The sequence below is a fragment of the Rhodococcus wratislaviensis genome (genome assembly GCF_041228765.1).
In the GTDB taxonomy this organism is placed as follows: Bacteria; Actinomycetota; Actinomycetes; order Mycobacteriales; family Mycobacteriaceae; genus Rhodococcus_F; species Rhodococcus_F wratislaviensis.
The window spans coordinates 7661940-7682535 of record NZ_CP150488.1; the positions used below are offsets into that span (position 1 = coordinate 7661940).

Consider the following 20596-nt stretch of genomic DNA (forward strand, 5'->3'; position numbering starts at 1 on the left):
GCGCCGGGTCCAGGGCACTGCGGGGTCAAAGCCGCCAATGGATACTGGGCCCCATGACCGAGCGCGTCGACACACCCGGCATCGATCCCGCGGATTTCCGCGTCCACGTCGTGGCGCAGGCCATCCGGCTGTTCTCCGAGAACGGGTACGAGGCGACGACCGTCGAGCAGATCGCGTCGGCCGCGGGCGTGTCCCGGCGGACGTTCTTCCGGCAGTTCCGCTCCAAGGAGGACGTGATCTTCGCCGATCACGAATCGCTGTTGCAGCAGGCAGGCGATTATCTGTCCACGGATTCCGACGACCCGTGGGCGGCGGTCTGCAGGACGGCGGGCCTGGTCTTCGACCGGTTTCGCGAGAATCGGGAGCTGTCGGCCCGCCGGTACCAGGTGGTCCAGCGGGTTCCCGCCCTGCGCGACCGGGAGATCGTCACCGGGTTCCGCTACGAGCGGTTGTTCGTCGACTACCTGCGCGGCGTCGTACCCACCGAACCGGTCCTGAAGGTCATCGGATTCGCGGCCGCCGTCACCGCGTGCCACAACTTCCTGCTCCGGAACATGATCAAGGGTGACCCCGACGCGACCGCCGACGAACTGGAGCGGGCCCTCCTCGACGTGCGCCGGACGTTCGGCGTCGCTCCGGGGGCATCGACGCAGGAACAGGACGCTGTGCTGGTGGTGTCGTACCCGCCGGGAACGCCGGTGGAGGAGATCACCGGGCGTATCCAGGCCCAGCTGTCCCGGCGCCGGCGCTGAGTGGCCGGGTGACGACAACCACCCTTGACTGGCACTCAGTGCCGTGGTTGACTGCACTGTAGTGGCAGTAGTTTGCCGACCACGAACGTTGCGGCCCACCTGAACGACAATGACCTTGGCACGGAGTGCCTATTCAGACTCGGTGCCGTCGAGACTCAGCAAGGAGCGCCCCATGGCCGGAAATCCGGACTTCGATCTGTTCAAGCTCGGTGAAGAGCACGACGAACTGCGGTCCGCGATCCGCGCGCTCTCCGAGAAGGAGATCGCACCCTACGCGAAGGAGGTCGACGAGGACGCACGCTTCCCCGAAGAGGCCCGCGTCGCCCTCGTGAACTCCGGGTTCAACGCCATCCACGTCCCCGAGGAATACGACGGCCAGGGCGCCGACTCCGTCGCCACCTGCATCGTCATCGAAGAGGTCGCCCGCGTCTGCGGCTCCTCGTCCCTGATCCCCGCCGTCAACAAGCTCGGCACCATGGGCCTCATCCTCAACGGGTCCGAGGAGCTCAAGCAGCAGGTCCTGCCGCAGCTCGCGTCCGGCGAGGCCATGGCGTCCTACGCACTGTCCGAGCGTGAAGCCGGTTCGGACGCCGCCAGCATGCGCACCCGCGCCAAGGCCGACGGCGACGACTGGATCCTCAACGGCTCCAAGTGCTGGATCACCAACGGTGGCAAGTCCAGCTGGTACACCGTCATGGCCGTCACCGACGCCGACAAGGGCGCCAACGGCATCTCCGCGTTCATGGTCCACGAGGACGACGAGGGCTTCGTCGTCGGACCGAAGGAGAAGAAGCTCGGCATCAAGGGTTCGCCCACCGCGGAGCTCTACTTCGAGAACTGCAAGGTCCCCGGCGACCGCATCATCGGCGAGCCCGGCACCGGTTTCAAGACGGCGCTGCAGACCCTCGACCACACCCGTCCCACCATCGGCGCGCAGGCAGTCGGCCTCGCGCAGGGTGCCCTCGACGCCGCTCTCGCCTACACCAAGGATCGCAAGCAGTTCGGCAAGTCGATCAGCGACTTCCAGGCCGTGCAGTTCATGCTCGCCGACATGGCGATGAAGGTCGAGGCCGCGCGCCTCATGGTCTACACGTCCGCGGCTCGCGCCGAGCGCGGCGAGAAGAACCTCGGTTTCATCTCCGCGGCCGCCAAGTGCTTCGCCTCCGACGTCGCCATGGAGGTCACCACCGACGCCGTCCAGCTGTTCGGCGGCGCCGGCTACACCACCGACTTCCCTGTCGAGCGGATGATGCGTGATGCGAAGATCACACAGATCTACGAAGGCACCAACCAGATCCAGCGCGTCGTGATGTCGCGTGCACTGTTGAAGTAGGCGGCTACGCCGCCCGTGCGTGGTTAGCGAGTCTCTGGACTCGCTAACCACGCACGGCTACGTGAGGAGAATTTGTGGAACTAGTAGGCGTGATCGGCGGCGGCACCATGGGTGCCGGCATCGCCGAGGTATGCATCAAGGCCGGCAGCTCGGTTCTCATCCTCGAGACCAAGCCGGAATTCGCCGAGGCCGCGCAGGCCCGGATCGAGAAGTCCCTGGCCCGCGGGGTCAAGGCGGGCAAACTCGACCAGGACGCCGCGGACGCCGCGCTCGCCCGCGTGCGGGTCACCCTCGACATCGAGGACTTCGCGGACCGCGACCTCGTGATCGAGGCGGCACCGGAGATCGAGTCCCTCAAGGTCGACATCTTCCAGAAGCTCGACAAGATCGTGAAGCCGTCGGGCATCCTGGCGTCCAACACGTCGTCCATCCCGCTGATCAAGATGGCCAACGCCACGCAGCGTCCCGGGCAGGTCGTCGGTGTCCACTTCTTCAACCCGGTGCCGGTGATGCCGCTGGTGGAGATCGTGGTCAGCCTGGTCACGTCGGAGGAGACCGTCCTCGCGGTCACCGACTACGCGAAGAACACGCTGCGCAAGAAGACGGTGCGGGCCGGTGACCGTGCGGGTTTCATCGTGAACGCGCTGCTCATCCCGTACCTCACGTCGGCGGTCCGGATGCTGGAGTCGGGTTACGCCACCGCCGAGGACATCGACGAGGCCATGAAGGGCGGCTGCGGCTACCCGATGGGCCCGCTGACGCTGATCGACACCGTCGGCCTCGACATCACCCTCGCCGCGGCGGAGTCGCTGTACGCGGAGTTCGCGGAGCCGCACTACGCTCCCCCGACGCTGCTCAAGCGCAAGGTGGACGCCGGACACCTCGGCAAGAAGAGCGGCAAGGGCTTCTACGACTACAGCTGATCACGCCCCTCCGGAAGCCCGTCGCGCTGTCGCGGCGGGCTTTCGCCGTTCTTGACCGCAAATCCCATGTAGGAGATGGCCGTGCTCCTGATCTGCCCGAAGTCGAGTCGGCGGCTCAACTCCCCGTAACTGAGCCGTGTTCCGCCGGCCCGCGCGAGGTCGAGGAGCCGGAGAGGATTCTTCGACCGCGGGCCGAGCCCGACGAACTCGCCGAGCCGCAGCCCGTGCCGCTCCATGATCGGAGCCAGTTCCGCGGGACGGATACACATCGACCAGTCGTGGATGGGAGTGTCGAACATCCGGGTCATCCGCCACTCCTGCATGATCTTGATCGCGACGAGCTTGCTGGCGAACGTGCGGTTGATGGTGTCGAACAGGTAGAGGCCACCGGGTTTCAGCGCGCGGGACGTCTCGGCGATCACACCGTCGAGATCCGACACGTGCTCGAGGACGTCGCAGCAGTAGACGACGTCGAACGCGGCATCCGGCACCGGCAGTTGCTCGCCCGACCCGATGCGGTACTCGATGTCGAGTGCCGAGCCGGCTGCGTGACGCCGCGCGGTGTCCACCGACACCGGGGACGGATCGATGCCCGTCACCCGGAACCCGATGCGGGTGAACTCCTCCGCGAGGAACCCGCCGCCCGACCCGACGTCGAGGGCGCGGAGTCCGCGATGATCATGACCGACCGTCTCGCCGAGCACCTTGCGGAAGTAGGCGAATCGTCCCGGCGTCAGGCTTCCGTGCAGCAGGTTGAGTGGGTTCTCTTCCTCCCACCACGACTCCCCCACGCGGTTGTAGACGTCGTTGTCGATGACCAAGCGGACCACCCCTTCTCTGCCGAGAGCACAGCGACGACCTCCAGCCTTCTCCTGCGCGTCGGTCACTTCAAGGCCGGTGCCCGTACGCGATGCTCAGGAGATGACATTCAGGATCTCGCACGTCTTCCTGCTGCTGGGCGGGTTCGTCGCGGGAATTGCGTTGACGTCCACCACGTCCAGTGATTTCGCGTTCGTGGTCGGCGGCGACCGCCTGGACGCGTTGTATGCCGGTCCGGCCGCAGGCGCCTCCCTCGCCGCGATCGTCGGCGTCCTGGTGGCAGCGCTGGTGCGTGCCCGCCGGATCCTGTCGACGCTGTCGTTCGCCGGTCTCGCGCTGCTGGGTGTCGCTCCGGCGACGGGGCCGTGGGACTTCGAGGTGTATCTCGGCGGAGTCGGTGCGGGCCTTCTGCTCGGCGGACTCGTCGGACTGTGCGCCACCGCCGACCGGGCGTGGTTGCAGACCGCACTCGCGGCGGGGGTTCTCACCGGATTCCTCCTCGCCGGCCCGATCGACCACTTCTGGACGTCGGCTCCCCGGCGTTACGCGGACTACCTTCCGGAACCCCTGTTCGAGCCGGTGACGCTGACCCTCCTCGCGCTCACGGCCGTGGTTCTGGCCGTCACACTCGCGTTCGGCGACCTCGGTGAGCGGACGGAGGTCGCAGTGAGCGGGCGCGCCCTCGTCGTCGGGATCGTTCTGCCGCTGATCGGGCTGGTGCTGTACTGGTGGTTCGTCCGTCGTGTCTGGAACGTGGGCGCCGACGGTGCGATGCAGGGCCGGTGGATGTTCGGACTCGTCCTCGTCGCGGTGGTGATCGCCGCCTCGCTGTGGCTGGAGGGCCGCACCGGGATCGTGTTGCTCGCCGCGATGGCGTTCGTCGCCGCGGGGGACATCGGCGTGGCGGCGTTCCCGGACTCCTGGCCGTGGCTGCTGGTGGCCGCGGCGCTCGTGCTGACGGGTGCCGTGCTCGGCAGGCGCTTCCCTCAGCCGGTGTCCGGCATCGCGGCGCTCGCAGTCGTGGCCGCGTCGGCGTTGTTCGAGAACCCACCGTGGGACACCGTGCATTTCGGTGCGACGTGGCTCCTCCTGCCGCTCGCGGCCTCGTACGCGGTCGCGTCGAGTCTGCCGTCGAGCGAACCGGTCTCCGCGACGTCGCTGGCGGCCCCGGCCGCGCTGGCGGTCCCGCTGATCGCCGACTACGGGTGGACGGCGTACGCGCCGCTCGTCGGATCCGAGAGCACGCTGGGGCCGGACTCGTGGGCGTGGACATCGACCGGACTGTCCGTGGCTGCCGTGGTCGCGTGCGGTGGCGCCGCCGCCTACCTCGGACAACGTCCCTCCTGAGCTCATTGCACGATACACATGTTGTGCACCATGCATACGCTGTGTATGGTGCACAAATTGTGTTTCGCAGAGTTGAGGAGATTCGTGTGGACAGTCCGACGCCCGCCGTCCGCCCGGGCGGCCTCGTCGCCGTGCTGGCATTCACCGGCATCGTCGCCGCACTCATGCAGACCCTCGTGGTGCCGCTGATCGGCGACCTCCCCCGACTGCTCGACACGACCGCCTCCAACGCGTCCTGGGTGATCACCGCGACGCTGCTCGCCGGCGCCGTGGCGACACCGGTCACCGGACGTCTCGGCGACCTTTACGGCAAGCGGCGAATGATGTTGATCTGCACCGTGCCGCTCGTCCTCGGCTCGGTGGTCTGTGCACTCGCGACGTCCCTGGCCCCGATGGTGATCGGCCGAGGGCTGCAGGGCATCGGCGTGGGCATGATTCCGCTGGGAATCAGCGCACTGCGGGACCTGCTGCCACCCGAGCGCCTGCACTCCTCCATCGCCTTGATGAGCTCGTCGATGGGCATCGGCGGTGCCCTCGGTCTGCCGCTCGCCGCAACGGTCGCCGAGAATTCGAGCTGGCGCGCGCTGTTCTGGGGCGCCGCCGGGCTCAGCGCGCTGATCGCCGTGCTGCTCTGGTTCTTCGTGCCTGCCACGCCCGTCCACGGACCCGCGGCCCGCTTCGATCCCATCGGGGCAGTCGGACTGGGAGTCGGACTGGTGTCCCTCCTGCTGGCCGTATCCAAGGGCGCCGACTGGGGCTGGACGAGCAGTACCACCCTCGGCCTGTTCGCGACCACGGTCATCGCGTTGACGGCCTGGGGCTGGTGGGAACTCCGCACTCCCGAACCACTGGTCGATCTGCGGGTGATCGCCGGCCGTCAGGTGCTGCTGACCAACGCCGCGTCCGTCGTGGTCGGCTTCGCCATGTACGCCCAGTCCCTGATCGTTCCGCAGCTCCTGCAGTTGCCGACGTCGACGGGATACGGCCTGGGACAGTCGATGCTGGCCATGGGCCTGTGGATGGCCCCCTCGGGCCTGATGATGATGGCAGTGTCCCCCTTCGGGGCCCGCTTGTCGTCCACCCGCGGACCGAAGGTCACGCTGCTCGTCGGAAGCCTCGTCATCGCGCTCGGCTACGGGTCGTCGATGTTCCTGATGGGGTCGACGTGGGGCCTGGTCGTGGTGACCTGCATCTGCGGCTCGGGAGTCGGACTGGCCTACGGCGCGATGCCCGCACTGGTGATGAGCGCCGTGCCGCAATCCGCCACCGCGTCCGCCAACAGCGTCAATTCCCTGATGCGCTCGGTCGGTACCGCGGTGTCCGCGGCCGTCGTCGGAGTGGTCCTGGCCCAGATGAGCGTCCAGGTCGCCGGCCACACCCTGCCCACCGAGGGCGGCTTCCGAACAGGCCTGTTGATCGGTTGCGGTGTCGCACTCGCCGCCGCGGCCATCACGCTGGCCATCCCCACCCGCCGCGCCACCCCCGCGGCGCCGAATTCGATCACCCCCGAACCGCTCGCCCCGTCGAAGGTGTAGACCGTTGCCGGTTGCCTACTTGTGGAGGGCGTACCCCGCCACGGGGTTGCCGTTGATGTAGACGGTGCCCTCGTAGGTCCCGTCGGGCCTCGGGGTGATCCGGTCGGTCAGGAAAGGCAACCCGGAGGGGCTGTAGTCGGTGACGAGGGAACCGCTCGCTTCCGGAGTGGTCATGCCGAAGATGTACGGGAAGAACACCCCGAAGTTGTCCATGACCCACCCGGGTCCGAACGTCTTGCCCTTCCAGATCAGGTCGCCACCGAGAACGTTGGTGGTGCCGAGGTATGTCCCGGCAGGCAACGGGACCGGCATCGGCGCGGGTAGCGGCGGCGGCATGGGTGCCGGCACCGGGTCTGCTGCGGCCGTCCCCGCGGCGAAGAAAGACAGGCCGGCCACCGCGACGGCCCCGACCGCGACCTTGCGCATGATGTCCATGAGTTCTCCGTATATCGAGGTGCGTGGCGGAAAGTGTCGCACGGACAGGGCCGTCACAGGGCGAGTGTGAAGAAGATGCTGTTCGGATCGTTGCCGTAGTCCCCGAACGGGGGGCATTCGGTGAAGCCGTACTCGGAGTACAGACGCCTGGCCGGGGCGAAGAAGTCCTCGGTGCCGGTCTCGAGGTTGAGCCGGACGTACCCGCGTGCCCGCGCCTCGTCGACCAGGTGCGCGAGGAGCCGGATGGCTACTCCCCGCCCGCGCGCCTCGGTGGCCGTCCGCATCGATTTGATCTCGCCTTCGGCCGGCGAGAGCTCACGCAGAGCCACGGTGCCCAGCACGGCCTCCTCGTCCCACAGCGTCCACACGGTGACCGACGGGTCCTGCAAACCGGGCAGGTCGAGGGCGTGCACGCTTTCGGGCGGCGACGTCGCACGCATGTCCGCCAGGTGCTCGGCCAGCAGTCCGTGCACGGCCGCGCGGGACAGGTCGTCGACTTCGATGTACACGTGCTCGAGTATGCCGAAGCCGGCGCGAGAAATCGCAACGGGCACCGCACCGGCCCGGACCGCGGCGCACCATGGGGAGATGACCGAGACAGTTCTACGCCTGAGCACCCGCCAGGGGCGGTGGGTGGTCACCGCCACCGTTCTCGGCTCGAGCCTCGCGCTACTGGACGGCACGGTGGTGAACATCGCCCTGCCGCACATCGGCGAGGACCTCGGGTCGGATGTCGCGGGAATGCAGTGGGTACTGAGCGGCTACACCCTCGCCCTGGCGTCGCTGATCCTGCTGGGCGGGGCACTCGGGGACCGTTGGGGCAGACGCCGCGTCTTCGTCTGGGGGACGGTCTGGTTCGCGGTGGCGTCACTCCTGTGCGGCATCGCACCCGACATCACGATGCTCGTGATCGCGCGGATCCTGCAGGGTGTCGGCGCCGCGATGCTGACCCCCGGCAGCCTCGCATTGATCTCGGCGTCCATCCACGAGGACGACCGGGGTGCCGCGATCGGACTGTGGTCGGGACTCGGCGGGGTGGCCGGGGCGATCGGACCGCTACTGGGCGGCTGGCTGGTGGAAGTGGCCGGCTGGCGGTCGGTGTTCCTGATCAATCTTCCGCTCGCCGTCGTCGTCGTGTGGGCGTCGATGCGGCACGTCCCCGAGAGCCGGGACCCGCATCCGTCCGATCACCTCGACGTGCTCGGGTCGGTGTGCGCAGTGATCGGTCTCGGCGCGCTCACCTACGGTCTGATCGAGATGAACCTGATCGCCGGGGTGGTCGGAGCCGTCGCGCTGATCGCGTTCGTCGTGGTGGAACGGCGCTCACCGAACGCGCTGGTGCCGCCGAGCCTGTTCGCGTCGCGCATGTTCGTGGCGGCGAACCTGGTGACGCTCGCCGTGTACGCCGCACTCGGAGGCGTCTTCTTCCTGCTGGTCCTGCAGTTGCAGTTGGTGGCCGGATACTCGCCGATCGAAGCCGGGGTCGCCACCATCCCGATCACGCTGGCGATGCTCGCCTTCTCCTCCCGCGCCGGCGGCTACGCCCAGACCCACGGCCCCCGACTGCCGATGACCGTCGGGCCCGCACTGGCCGCGGTCGGCCTGCTGTTGATGACACGGATCGGGCCGGGTGCGAACTATTGGACGGTCGTACTGCCCGGCGTCGTCGTCTTCGGCCTGGGACTGTCCGCCATGGTCGCGCCGCTGACCGCCGCCGTGCTCGGGTCGGTCCCGGTGGAGCAGTCCGGCATCGCCTCCGGAGTGAACAACGCCGTCGCGCGCACCAGCCAGCTGCTGGCGGTGGCCGCACTCCCCGGGATCGCCGGCATCGACGCCGAAAGCATGATCGACCCCGACAGCTTCTCGCACGGCTTCCGCATCGCGATGTACATCTGCATCGCACTGCTCCTGGTCGGGGCGACCATCGCCGCAGCCCTGATCCGGGCGCCCGCCCCGCCCGCTCCCACCCCGCTTGGTCCCGTCCCGGATTCGGTTGCCTGCAAACCACATTGCGACGTCACCGGTCCGGCCGTGCAACCGACCCTCGCCCGGTCGAGTCCCGCTCCGCCGCACGAGTGACGCGCCCGCAGGCCGCCTCGGCGCGCGCTTTCGTATCCTGGTCGGGTGGCGATTTCCGGTACCGACCCCGCGAGCGTCCGGGTCGACAGCTGGACCTGGGCGATCCGGCTGTTCAAGACGCGCTCCGCGGCGGCGGCCGCCTGCAGGTCGGGGCACGTGCGGGTCAACGGCACCACCGCCAAACCCGCGCAGCCGGTCAAGGCCGGTGACGAGGTCCGCATCCGCGCGGCGGGTGTCGAACGCATCGTCGAGGTCGTCCGGCCCATCACCAAACGAGTAGGCGCGGTGGTGGCGGTCGAGTGCTATGCCGACAACACTCCACCGCCCCCACCACGCGAAGTCCTCGCGTCGATACCGCAGCGCGATCGCGGCGCGGGCAGGCCCACCAAACGCGAACGCCGCGAGATCGACCGGTTGCGGGGGCTCTGACCGCTCAGGCCGGGGTGTGACTGAGGATGCGCAGGGCGGCCGGCACCGCCTCGATGGTGACCGGCAGCGGACCGACCCGGTCGCCGTCCGCGTAGGCCGTGATGCCGTCGCACTGCAACCGCACCCTCCGCGAGCGGTAGGTCTGCACGTCGGGGAGATCCACGTGAGTGCCCTTGTAGACCCGGGGGAACAGCCGGACCAGCCGCGACCGGCGCCCGTAGTCGACGACCGTGACGTCGAGCAGGCCGTCGGTCTTGTCGGCGCCCGGACAGATCTGCATGCCGCCGCCGTAGGAGCGTCCGTTGCCCACCGCCACGAGGGTGGCGTCCACCTGGAACGACTCCTCGTCCAGTTCGATGGTGTAGTGCAGCGGGCGGAGCTGCGTCAGTTCCGCGAGCATCGCGAGGTTGTACCGCATCGGGCCTTTCGGCCAGGACATCCGGTTGGCGCGGTCCGTGACGAGCGAGTCGAATCCGCTCGCGACGATCGTGCCCGCCCACACCACCGCGCCGTCCGTGAGCGTGATCCTGGCGAGGTCGGACTCCTGTACCTCCCCGTCGGCGATGACGTCGGCCGCGGCGACGGGATCGCCGACGGGGATACCGAATTCGCGCGCATGGTCGTTGCCGGTGCCGGCCGGGATCAGCCCGACCGGGGTCCCGGACTGCGCGGCCGCCTGCAACCCGATGCTGATGGCGCCGTCCCCGCCGACGACGACGAGCGCGTCGGTGCCGTCGTCGATCGCCCGGCGGGCCAGCATGCGCGCGTGATCGGCGTCCGTCCCGATGATCTCGGTGACGGCGACCCCGCGCTCCCGCAGACGCGCCACCCCCTTCCGTCCCGCGACGGGTGCGTGCCCGTGCCCGGCGAGCGGGTTGACGAGGACGGTGACCTTCTCGATCACCTGCTGCGTGCTCACGGAATCAGCTTGCCGGGGTTGAGGATTCCCGCCGGATCGACCGTATCCTTGACCGCCCGCAGAATCGCGACGCCCAGGTCGCCGATCTCGTCCCGCATCCACGGCCGGTGGTCGACTCCGACCGCATGGTGGTGCGTGATGGTTCCGCCGGCGGCGACGATCGCATCACCGGCGGCGGTCTTGGCCTTCTGCCACTGTTCGATCGGGTCTTCCGCTTGCGCGGACACGACGGTGAAATACAGCGAGGCGCCGGTCGGGTACGTGTGTGAGATATGGCAGAGGACGAGCGGCGGGGTGCCCTGCCCGGACAGCGATTCCGTCAGTGCGGCGGTCACGGCCGTGCGGAGCGCAGCGAGGTTGCCCCAGGTGGTCGCGGTTTCCAGTGTCTCGCACAGCGCTCCCGCGTCGAGCAGCGAGTCGCGCAGGTACGGTGCGTCGAAACGGCCGTGCTCCCAACCGTTTCCGGGCCCCTCCCCCAGGGACGTGCCGCCGTGTGCCACCAGCACGGCGCGAGCCTCCGCCGTCCGCTCCGCGGTGTGCTCGGCGGTGCCCTCGAACGTCGTGATCGCCAGGCAGCCGCCGGTGACGGTCTCCTCCCCGATCTTGTCGGTGGTCGCGAGGTTCACCGCAGTCTCCGCCTCGTCGGACAGTCGCAGCACGGTCGGGACCGCACCTTCCTGCCGCAGCGCACGCAGGGCGGCCGCGCCGGTCTCGAAGTCGGGGAAACTCCACCCTTCCCGGACGGTGGTGCCGGGGACCGCGTGCACCCGCACCCGCACCCGGGTGATGACGCCGAGCGTTCCCTCCGACCCGACGAACAGTTCGCCGAGCTCCGGACCCGCCGCGGAGGCCGGGGCGCGCCCCGTGTCGAGAGTCCCGGTGGGGGTCACCACCCGCAGTCCCTGCACCATGTCCTCGAACCGCCCGTACCCCGCGGACGCCTGCCCCGACGACCGGGTGGCCGCGAAGCCGCCGATTGTCGCGAACATGAAACTCTGCGGGAAGTGCCCGAGCGAGAAGCCGTGCGCGCCGAGCAGTTCCTCGGCGCGCGGACCCGTCACGCCCGCCCCGAGCGTCGCGATGCCGGAGTCGGTGTCGAGGTCGATCAGCGCGTCGAACCGGCGCAGGTCCAGCGAGACGACGGCGTCGAATCGGTCGCGCACGGGGTCGAGTCCGCCGACCACGCTCGTTCCGCCGCCGAACGGCACCACGGCGATGCCGTTGCCGGCGCAGTACCGGAGCACGTCGGCGACCTCGTCGTCCGTACCGGGAGTGATCACGGCGTCGGGCGCGTTCTGTGGTTCGGTGCTGCGGCGACGCAGCAGGTCGAGCGTGCTCTTGCCGCCGGAACGCAGCAGCCGGTCGGAGTGCGCGGTGCTGCAGAACTGCTCTCCGACGATGCCCGCGAGCGCGGCGACCTGCTGGTCGGACAGTGCGCTCGGAGCCAGGACGACGTCGTCGGCCGCTCGGTCGGACGGCTCCCTGATCGTGACGCCGAGGGCCTGCTGCAGCAGTCCCTTGATGCCGTCCGAGAGGACCTTGTGCTTTTCCGGCGCGCCCCAGGCGTCCCACTGCATCGGGGGTGCCGTCAGGACGGCGTGATCTGCCGATCGCTCATTGCTCATGCGTTATAGTGTTACACATCATGTAAGAGTGTAACTAGCCCTTTCAGCGACCGCCCCGCTCCCGCCACACCTGACGGATGGGCCGCAGCACCAACCCCATCTGCCTCCGCGTCTTCCCACGCGTCACCAGAACACCCGTGATCGCCACGATCCAGACCGGGTACTGCACGAGCCAGGCCACCCGGAACGCGTCGAACGAATACCCGCCCATCGCGTCGAGGATCAGACCCATCGCCTGGATGACCAGCAACGACGCCAGGAAGCCGCCGATGTTGACCATCCCCTGCGCCGTTCCCATGCTGGTACTGGGGTTGAACATGCGGGCGTAGTCGAAGCCGATCATCGAACCGGGGCCGCCCACCGAGATCACCATCACGAGCACGATCAGCAACCAGATCGGCGCCGGACCGGGCAGCGACAGGACGACGGTCCAGATCGCCGCGTTGCTGATCATGATCGCCAGCACCAGATAGGAGCGGCGCATCGGGAAGCGGCCGCTGAGGATGCCGATGATCGGGCCGGCCACGATCGCCGAGATCACCGACAGGGTCAGCAGCGAACCGGCCTCCGCCGGCGACAACCCCTGCGCCGACCTCAGGTACGGCACACCCCACAGCAGGGCGAATGTGGTCATCGAGAACTGCGTGCCCATGTGGGTGAAGAACCCGAGCCGGGTGCCGGGACGACCCCACACGGCGCGGATCTGCTTGCCCACCTCCCGCAGTCCGGCGGGCGCGGCCACCACCTCCAGACCGGGAGGGGCATTGCGGATGACGGAGACGGCCAGCACGAAGGACAGCAACCCGAGCGACGCCGCGCTGCCGTACGCGAAACTCCAGCCCGGCCCGTTCAGCAACAGCATCAACGGCAACGCCGACAGGATCTGACCGATCTGACCGAAGATGCCGGTCAACTGCGACACGAGCGGGACCCGCCGCGGCGCGAACCACTGCGGTACCAGGCGCAGCACGGAGATGAAGGTCATCGCGTCGCCGACGCCGACGAGAACGCGCGCGGCGACCGCCAGCGGCAGCGATTCGGTGAGCGCGAGGAGCATCTGCGCCGACGCCATGATGAGGGCGCCCGCGGAAATCATGATCCGCGACCCGTACCGGTCGAGGAGCACACCGGCAGGGATCTGCATCCCCGCGTACACCACGATCTGGAGTACGACGAAACCCGACAACACACTCGGACTGATCGAAAATCGTTCCGTCGCCGCGAGGCCCGACACACCGAACGAGGTTCGATGCAGGACGGCGACGATATAAGCGACAACCCCGACGCCCCACACCAACCACACTCTGCTCATCGCAGATCAAACTACCCCCCAGCAGGTATTACCCGCCGGGTGAAGTCACTCGCGGCCCAGCGACACCCAGGTCGGATCGGCCGTGCGCTCACCGACGGTGAGATCCGCGAGCAGGTCCAGACGCGCGATCTGCCCCTCGGTCAGCGTGAGCGCGAGCGCGCCGGCGTTCTCCGTGACGCGCGCCGCGAACCGGGTGCCGGGAATCGACACGGACGGCAATCCGAACTCGCGGCCCTTCGCGTCCAGCCACGCCAGCGACACCTGGGCGGGCGTCGCGTCGAGTTCGGCGGCGACCTCGCGGACGACGTCGAGCACCTTCAGGTTCGCGGGCAGCGCTTCGTCCCCGAAACGCGGGAACCGGCGGCGCAGATCCTTGTCGCCCAGCGTGGCCGGGTCGTACGTTCCGGTGAGGAAGCCCCGGCCCACCGGGGAGTACGGGACGAAGCCGATGCCCAGCTCCGCTGCCGCGGGAACCACGTGCTTCTCGACGTCGCGACTCCAGATGCTCCACTCGCTCTGGATCGCGGCGATGGGGTGCACGCGCGACGCGCGACGCAACTCGTCGCCGGTCGCCTCCGACAGTCCGATGTTGCGGACCTTTCCGGCCTTCACCTGTTCCGCGATCGCGCCGATGGTGTCCTCGATGGGCACCTCGGGGTCGACGCGGTGCAGGTAGTACAGATCGACGGCGTCGACACCGAGCCGGGTCAGCGATTCGTCGAGGGCCTGCGCCACGTACTCGGGCTTGCCGTTGATGCTGCGCCTGCCGTTCGCGATGTTGCCGACGAGACCGAACTTGGTGGCCAGCTGCACCTCGTCGCGGCGTTCCTTCAGCACCGTGCCCACTGCGACCTCACTCGCGCCGTCGCCGTACACGTTGGCCGTGTCGATGAACGTCACTCCGATGTCGATGGCGTGGTGGAGGGTCGCGAGCGCCTCCGCGGCATCGACGGGGCCGTACACGGGGGCGACGGACATGGCGCCGTAGCCCTGCGCGCTGACGGTGAGGCCTTCGGACAACTGCACGGTGGGGATGTTGGTCATGCGCCCCATCCTTCCCGAGCACCCCGACAGGTGCATCGTTTGGAATCGCGCTGATCGTGACCCGGCTGCCTCTACCCTGAAGACATGGCATTCGACTGGTTCGAACTCGCCCGCATCGCCCACCGCGAGTTCGGTGCACGGGTCGCCGCGATCACCGACTGGTCCGCGCCGACCCCGGACCACGAATGGGACGTCACCCAGCTGGTGCGGCACGTCATCGAGGAACAGCAGTGGGTTCCCCCACTGCTCGCCGGGAAGACGGTCGGCGAAGCGACCCCGGACATCGAGCCCCTGCACGGCGACATGCGGTCGGAATGGGAGCGGTATTCGGACGCGGCCATCCACGCGTGGTCGTCGACCGACCCGCACACGCAGGTGCACCTGTCCTACGGCACGGTGCCGCTCGAGCCGTACCTGCGGCAGCAGATCGCCGACGTCACCATCCACGCATGGGACCTCGCCAAGGCCACCGGATCCGACGACACACTCGACCCGCAGCTCGTCGCCGGCGTCTGGTCGGATCTCGACGGCCAACGCGAGATGCTCTCCGAGAGCGGGCTGTTCGCCGACCCCGTCGACGTTCCCGACGACGCGCCGCTTCAGGATCGCCTGATCGCCCTGACCGGTCGCGATCCCCGGCAACGCATTTAACCAACCGCCACCGAGGGTCCCGCCTACGCTGGGATACATGAGTACCCCGGATCCCAAACCCCGCAGCCGCGACGTCACCGACGGACTGGAGAAGACCGCAGCGCGCGGAATGCTCCGTGCGGTGGGCATGGGCGACGACGACTGGGGGAAATCCCAGATCGGCGTGGCGTCGTCCTGGAACGAGATCACCCCCTGCAACCTGTCGCTCGACCGGCTCGCGAAGGCCGTCAAGGACGGCGTGCACGCCGCCGGCGGATATCCCCTCGAGTTCGGCACCATCTCCGTATCCGACGGCATCTCGATGGGACACGAGGGCATGCACTTCTCCCTCGTCTCCCGTGAGGTGATCGCCGACAGTGTGGAAACGGTGATGCAGGCCGAACGCCTCGACGGGTCGGTGCTGCTCGCCGGTTGCGACAAGTCGCTGCCCGGCATGCTGATGGCCGCGGCCCGCCTCGACCTCGCGAGCGTGTTCCTCTACGCCGGTTCGATCCTGCCGGGTATCGCAAAAATGTCGGACGGCACCGAACGCGACGTCACCATCATCGACGCATTCGAGGCGGTCGGCGCCTGTTCGCGCGGACTGATGAGCCGTGAGGACGTCGACGCCATCGAGCGAGCCATCTGTCCCGGCGAGGGCGCGTGCGGCGGAATGTACACCGCGAACACGATGGCCAGCGCCGCCGAGGCGCTCGGCATGTCGCTGCCCGGCAGCGCGTCCCCGCCCGCTACCGACCGTCGACGCGACGGATTCGCGAGGCGCAGCGGTGAAGCCGTCGTCGAACTGCTCCGCCGCGGCATCACCGCCAGGGACATCCTCACCAAGGAGGCGTTCGAGAACGCCATCGCCGTGGTCATGGCGTTCGGTGGTTCCACCAACGCCGTCCTGCATCTGCTGGCCATCGCGAGCGAAGCCGATGTGGAACTGACCCTCGACGACTTCTCCCGCGTCGGCGCCCGCGTCCCGCACCTCGCGGACGTCAAACCGTTCGGCAAGCACGTGATGAAGGACGTCGACCACATCGGCGGCGTACCCGTCATCATGAAGGCCCTCCTCGACGCCGGGATGCTGCACGGCGACTGCCTCACCGTCACCGGGAAGACCATGGCCGAGAACTTGTCGGCCATCGCCCCTCCCGACCCGGACGGCAAGGTGCTCCGCGCGATGAGCTCGCCCATCCACCCGACCGGCGGAATCACGATCCTCAAGGGTTCCCTCGCCCCGGGCGGCGCGGTGGTCAAGTCGGCGGGGTTCGATTCCGACGTCTTCACCGGCACCGCCCGCGTCTTCGAACGGGAACGCGCCGCGATGGATGCCCTCGAGGACGGCACGATCACCAATGGTGACGTTGTCGTCATCCGCTACGAGGGCCCCAAGGGCGGTCCCGGCATGCGCGAGATGCTCGCGATCACCGGCGCGATCAAGGGCGCCGGGCTGGGCAAGGACGTACTCCTGCTCACCGATGGCCGATTCTCCGGCGGCACCACCGGCCTGTGCGTCGGCCATGTGGCGCCGGAGGCCGTCGACGGCGGACCCATCGCGTTCGTCCGCGACGGCGACCAGATCCGCTTGGACGTCGGCACGGGCACGCTGGAACTGCTCGTCGACGAAGAGGAACTCGCCGGCCGCAAGAACGGGTGGGAGCCTCTGCCCCCTCGCTACACCCGCGGGGTCCTGGCCAAGTACACGAAGCTCGTCGGTTCCGCCTCGGGCGGCGCCGTCTGCGGGTAGGCGCTTCGCGCCCGTGCGTGGTTGACGAGTCCAGAGACTCGTTAACCACGCACGGGCCCGGAGGGCCTAGATGGGCCGGAACCCGGCGCCGGGACCGCCGCTCGCGTTCATGTCGGCGATGATCGAGTTGAGGTTGGTGCCGATCTCCGGGCCGATGCACGGTGCCGCGAGGTAGGCGTTGACCATGGCCACCAGGGTGGTGCCGACGACCATCGGCGCGCCCGAGTCACCCTCGATCACGCAGGCCTGGGTCCACGTCTCCCCCGTCTGCATGAGGTCGCCGTAGACGATGCCGCAGGTGTTTCCCGTGGTACGGCCTTCCTTGCACGCCACCTGCGGGAAGGCTGCCGGTGCGCCGATGTGGGTGATGGTGACGCCGCCGACCCTGTTGACCGGAACGACCTTCGCCGGGTCGAACTGGATCACCGCGTAGTCGAGCGCAGGATTGGAGATGACGAACTCGCCGACGATGCCGCTGTCCTGACTGGCCTCGGGCACCACGTATGAGCCCGCTTCACCGCAGTGGCCCGCCGTCAGGCCGACGAGCCGGCCCGCGTTGTCGTGTCCGATGGTGGTGAGTGAGCAGACGAGTTCGTCGTTCACCACGATCCCCGAACCGCCCCCCAAGACGGCGGCCGGAGCTGCTGTCGCGGACCCCGCCGCAACGAATCCCAGAATTCCCGCTGTCGCCGCAACAACCGCCGCGAATCGTTTCAACATTTTTCGAACCTTCCCGGATGAGCCCCGACGGCCGCGTGTCTCCCCATAAGAATCCCACCCGCGCAGGACCTGCGTGGGGGAATGCCGATGTAGCGACCGTGACCCGCCCGGGTACTACTCGACGGCGCCGAGCGCCTCCAGTGCTTTGCGGGCGTCCTCGAGTTGCCGGCTCAGCTCGTCCACCCGGGCCGCCGCGAGGTTGCGTGCCGCCACGATGATCGACTCGACGGCCTCGATCGCCGTCTCCTCCCCGAGTTCCCGGACGGCGCGCTCGACGGCGTCCGGCGAGACGGGGACGGCCTTGCCGGGGCGCTTGGCTCCGTGCGCGACGGTGACGCTCCAGTCGTTGTCGGCGCCGGCGTGGATGGTGACGCTGACTCCCGCGGGCACCTTCTTGCTGGTGCGTTTGGCCGGTGCCGCGGCCGGTTTCGGGACCGCGGCGGCGGGCTGAGGCGTCGCGACGGTCTTGGCGGCGGGTGTCTTGGGGGCTGCAGTCTTGGGGGCGGGGGGCGGACCGGGTTCGATTTCCTGGTGCACGGCCGGCGCCGCGGGGGCGGCGGGCGCGGGCTTGGGGGCGGGAGTTCGTCTCATCAGAAGCTCCTCTGCTTCGAAGGGGAGCTCGTCGTCGACACCTTTGGGGCGGATCAAGACCGTATTGCCTTGCACGGAGATAACTTTCGCCGAGGCTCCGGCCTCGAGTCCGAGGCTGGGCATCGCCTCGCGCAGATACACGGTGGCCCGCTTGCCTTCCGCGATCGCGGCAGCGAGGGTCTCGAGATTCTCCGCGGTCAGGTGATCCGGTGCGGCAGCACCGGAACGTCTACGGGGCGGCATGCGCTGTCCTTTCTGGTCTGTCTCCTGGTTACGCTCGTGAGCACCGCAACTCTCGCACACCCCACCGACGGTTCCGCATCGGACGGGCTCGGACAGTGGCAGATTGAGGGACTGGACGCACCGCGACCATGCGTGCGGATCGAACGTATCGAGAGGAACGACGTGACGTCGGAAGCACCGGAGAACGGCGACGAGACCGCAACGACGACGGAGATCTCACCGAGCCTGCTCCGCGACGTCCAGGCCGATCTCGAGGAGTCGCTTCTGGGCGGGCCCCGCCGCTACACGCGGGCCGAGATCGCCGACTTCGCGGGGGTGTCCCTCGAACGGGCGGACCGCCTGTGGGTGTCGATGGGTTTCGCGGTCGACACCGATCCGGACGGCGTCATGTTCACCGAGGGGGACGCCGCCGCGTTGCGCACCATCGCGTCGCTCGTCGACCAGGGGATCATCTCACCGGAACGCGAAGTGGCGGCGGCTCGTGCTCTCGGCCAGTCGATGTCGCGGCTCGCCGAATGGCAGGTTTCATTGATCAGCACCCACATCGTCGATCAGCTCGCGGGGTCCGCGGGCAGCGACGAGCAGGCCATCCGGGAGCAGGTGCGCGAACTCACCGCCGAGATCCTTCCGGCGGTCGAGTCTCTGCAGGCGTACGTGTGGCGCAGGCACATCGCCTCGACCACCGGTCGCAACGTGGGGAACCCCGGAGAGGAGGTCGCGAGCCGGAAACTGGTCGTCGGCTTCGCGGACATCGTCGGGTACACGTCGCTGACCCGTCAGCTCGGCGCCCGGGAACTGAGCGACCTTCTGGAACGATTCGAGTCGGCGTCGACGTCGGTCATCGGCCGGCATCAGGGATGGGTGGTGAAGACGGTCGGCGACGAGGTCATGTTCGCCGTCGAGTCGCCGGCCGATGCGGCGGAGATCGCCCTGCAGCTGCGGGAGCAGGTTCTGCCGGACGAGACGGACCCCGAACTGCGGGTAGGTCTCGCGATGGGTCCGGTGCTCGTCCGCTTCGGCGACCTCTACGGCTCCGTCGTCAACACCGCGGCGCGACTCACCGGTTCGGCGCGTCCCGGCACGGTGCTGATCGACGAGGCGCTCGCCCACGAACTCGCCGACGCTCCCGGTTACTACCTCAAGCAGCTACGTCCACGACGCGTTCGAGGGATACGAAGACTCGAACAGTTCGTGTTGCGCCGAGACCGGGACGCCTAGCGACCGTCAGCTTCCGAAGGGAAGGGTTCCGGGCGGGATGGAGTATCCGCTGCTGCCGGCGGCGACGCCGCCCCAAGCACCGAGGAGCCAGTTGAGTGCATCAGTGATCATCGAGAAACCTTCCCACACCATTCATTCGATACGCGCGGCATCCGGTGCCGCGCGCACGTGCCACGGTAATGACGACGTCCGGAGCTGTCGACGTCACAATGCCTGAGCAGGCGGTATCTCGAGGAGTGCCGGCTCGGCGGGACCGGCGGCGACCTGGGCGGCGCGTGCGGCGAGGAAGTCGTCGACGATCTGCTCACACGCGACCCGTCCCAGCGGGGTCAGGGTCGCGAGCCGGGTGAAGACGAGTGGTCCGATCAGTTGCGCGAGGGCGAGGTCGTAGTCGAATGCGCCGAGTCGTTCGGCTGCCTCGGGTGTTCCGAAGACCTGGTCGAACGCCGCCCGGTACTGCTCGACGATGGTCTGCCGCAGCGTCCGCAGTTCCGGTTTGTCCGATTCGACGGCGGCCGCGCTCGAGTAGTCGTCCAACGCAGGGCCCATGCCCAGCCAGCACATGGCCGTCACGTGCATGGGTGCACTCTCGATGAGCTTCGCCTGACTGACCATCAACTCGACCAGCCGGTCGCGGAGGTCGCCGTCGGCGGGCACTGTCGGCGCGGGTGGGATCAGCCTCCCGAAGGCCGCGGCGACCAGTTCGGTGCCGTTGTCGAAGTGCCGGTAGAGCGTGGCCCGAGCCACGTTCGCCAGCTTGGTGACAGCGTCGATCGTGACGGCGTCGGTGCCGCCCTTCGCGAGAAGAGTTGTCGCGGCGTCGAGAAGTCTCGCGCGGGAGCGCTGCCTGCGGGGATCCTGCTCGGTCATCTGCACCGCCCGTTCCTGC

General features: G+C 68.6%; 20 protein-coding genes. 10 read left to right on the forward strand and 10 right to left on the reverse strand.

What is annotated here, in order from left to right; all coding sequences use genetic code 11:
* Nucleotides 1-53: 53 nt before the first annotated feature.
* The 3 genes from WKC72_RS35025 (at nt 54) to WKC72_RS35035 (ending at nt 3008) form a co-directional block, all read left to right on the forward strand.
* Nucleotides 54-752 carry a TetR family transcriptional regulator gene (locus WKC72_RS35025; RefSeq protein ID WP_370181084.1) on the forward strand — a complete coding sequence of 233 codons (699 nt, stop codon included), beginning with the start codon at nt 54-56 and terminating at the stop codon, nt 750-752.
* Nucleotides 753-924: 172 nt separating this feature from the next.
* A complete protein-coding gene (locus WKC72_RS35030; protein ID WP_037232767.1) occupies nt 925-2085 on the forward strand; it encodes an acyl-CoA dehydrogenase in 1161 nt (386 codons plus the stop codon).
* 74 nt (nt 2086-2159) lie between these two features.
* A complete protein-coding gene (locus tag WKC72_RS35035) occupies nt 2160-3008 on the forward strand; it encodes a 3-hydroxybutyryl-CoA dehydrogenase (protein ID WP_037232765.1) in 849 nt (282 codons plus the stop codon).
* Here the strand turns inward: WKC72_RS35035 and ubiG are convergent.
* Nucleotides 2999-3838: a bifunctional 2-polyprenyl-6-hydroxyphenol methylase/3-demethylubiquinol 3-O-methyltransferase UbiG gene (ubiG, locus tag WKC72_RS35040; RefSeq protein ID WP_112301080.1), complete on the reverse strand. Its 840-nt coding sequence runs from the start codon at nt 3836-3838 to the stop codon at nt 2999-3001. The genes WKC72_RS35035 and ubiG overlap by 10 nt on opposite strands.
* A 91-nt stretch (nt 3839-3929) precedes the next feature.
* Between ubiG and WKC72_RS35045 the strand changes: the two genes are divergently transcribed.
* Entirely contained in the window at nt 3930-5174 is a 1245-nt protein-coding gene (locus WKC72_RS35045; RefSeq protein WP_370181085.1) for a hypothetical protein, read from the forward strand.
* Nucleotides 5175-5260: 86 nt separating this feature from the next.
* Nucleotides 5261-6709 carry an MFS transporter gene (locus WKC72_RS35050; RefSeq protein WP_370181086.1) on the forward strand — a complete coding sequence of 483 codons (1449 nt, stop codon included), beginning with the start codon at nt 5261-5263 and terminating at the stop codon, nt 6707-6709.
* Between the two features lie 15 nt (nt 6710-6724).
* On the opposite strand, the gene WKC72_RS35055 is transcribed toward WKC72_RS35050, so the two are convergent.
* Together WKC72_RS35055 and WKC72_RS35060 are read right to left on the reverse strand one after the other, a co-directional pair.
* Nucleotides 6725-7144, reverse strand: coding sequence for a hypothetical protein (locus tag WKC72_RS35055; RefSeq protein ID WP_005561883.1), 420 nt, complete (start codon nt 7142-7144; stop codon nt 6725-6727).
* A gap of 53 nt (nt 7145-7197) precedes the next feature.
* Entirely contained in the window at nt 7198-7653 is a 456-nt protein-coding gene (locus WKC72_RS35060) for a GNAT family N-acetyltransferase (protein ID WP_370181087.1), read from the reverse strand.
* A gap of 79 nt (nt 7654-7732) precedes the next feature.
* Between WKC72_RS35060 and WKC72_RS35065 the strand changes: the two genes are divergently transcribed.
* Together WKC72_RS35065 and WKC72_RS35070 are read left to right on the forward strand one after the other, a co-directional pair.
* On the forward strand, nt 7733-9223 hold the full coding sequence (locus tag WKC72_RS35065) for an MFS transporter (protein ID WP_370181088.1): 1491 nt from the start codon (nt 7733-7735) through the stop codon (nt 9221-9223).
* Nucleotides 9224-9268: 45 nt separating this feature from the next.
* Nucleotides 9269-9652 (forward strand): RNA-binding S4 domain-containing protein, encoded by a 384-nt coding sequence (locus WKC72_RS35070; RefSeq protein ID WP_037232752.1) that lies wholly within the window; start codon nt 9269-9271, stop codon nt 9650-9652.
* A 4-nt stretch (nt 9653-9656) separates the two neighbouring features.
* On the opposite strand, the gene WKC72_RS35075 is transcribed toward WKC72_RS35070, so the two are convergent.
* From WKC72_RS35075 to WKC72_RS35090, 4 genes are all read right to left on the reverse strand, one after another.
* Nucleotides 9657-10571, reverse strand: coding sequence for a diacylglycerol kinase (locus WKC72_RS35075; RefSeq protein ID WP_370181089.1), 915 nt, complete (start codon nt 10569-10571; stop codon nt 9657-9659).
* On the reverse strand, nt 10568-12148 hold the full coding sequence (locus WKC72_RS35080) for an FAD-binding oxidoreductase (RefSeq protein ID WP_370184632.1): 1581 nt from the start codon (nt 12146-12148) through the stop codon (nt 10568-10570). Before WKC72_RS35080 ends, WKC72_RS35075 begins: the two co-directional genes overlap by 4 nt.
* A 91-nt stretch (nt 12149-12239) precedes the next feature.
* Nucleotides 12240-13508, reverse strand: coding sequence for a nitrate/nitrite transporter (locus WKC72_RS35085; protein WP_037197583.1), 1269 nt, complete (start codon nt 13506-13508; stop codon nt 12240-12242).
* Between the two features lie 45 nt (nt 13509-13553).
* A complete protein-coding gene (locus WKC72_RS35090) occupies nt 13554-14552 on the reverse strand; it encodes an aldo/keto reductase (protein ID WP_370181090.1) in 999 nt (332 codons plus the stop codon).
* 84 nt (nt 14553-14636) lie between these two features.
* On the opposite strand from WKC72_RS35090, the gene WKC72_RS35095 reads away from it, so the two are divergent.
* Nucleotides 14637-15203, forward strand: a complete 567-nt coding sequence (locus tag WKC72_RS35095; protein WP_112301087.1) for a TIGR03086 family metal-binding protein — start codon at nt 14637-14639, stop codon at nt 15201-15203.
* 37 nt (nt 15204-15240) lie between these two features.
* The gene (gene ilvD / locus WKC72_RS35100) at nt 15241-16935 is read left to right on the forward strand and encodes a dihydroxy-acid dehydratase (protein ID WP_037232741.1); all 1695 of its coding nucleotides are present in this window, start codon (nt 15241-15243) and stop codon (nt 16933-16935) included.
* Between the two features lie 66 nt (nt 16936-17001).
* Here ilvD and WKC72_RS35105 read toward each other — a convergent pair whose 3' ends face one another.
* Both WKC72_RS35105 and WKC72_RS35110 read right to left on the reverse strand, forming a co-directional pair.
* Nucleotides 17002-17655, reverse strand: coding sequence for a S1 family peptidase (locus tag WKC72_RS35105; protein WP_370181091.1), 654 nt, complete (start codon nt 17653-17655; stop codon nt 17002-17004).
* Between the two features lie 114 nt (nt 17656-17769).
* Nucleotides 17770-18489, reverse strand: a complete 720-nt coding sequence (locus tag WKC72_RS35110; protein WP_128639804.1) for a DUF6319 family protein — start codon at nt 18487-18489, stop codon at nt 17770-17772.
* 162 nt (nt 18490-18651) lie between these two features.
* Here WKC72_RS35110 and WKC72_RS35115 point away from each other — a divergent pair, with 162 nt between their 5' ends.
* Nucleotides 18652-19707: an adenylate/guanylate cyclase domain-containing protein gene (locus tag WKC72_RS35115; protein WP_052033217.1), complete on the forward strand. Its 1056-nt coding sequence runs from the start codon at nt 18652-18654 to the stop codon at nt 19705-19707.
* Between the two features lie 204 nt (nt 19708-19911).
* On the opposite strand, the gene WKC72_RS35120 is transcribed toward WKC72_RS35115, so the two are convergent.
* On the reverse strand, nt 19912-20583 hold the full coding sequence (locus WKC72_RS35120) for a TetR/AcrR family transcriptional regulator (RefSeq protein WP_037232733.1): 672 nt from the start codon (nt 20581-20583) through the stop codon (nt 19912-19914).
* Between the last annotated feature and the right edge of the window lie 13 nt (nt 20584-20596).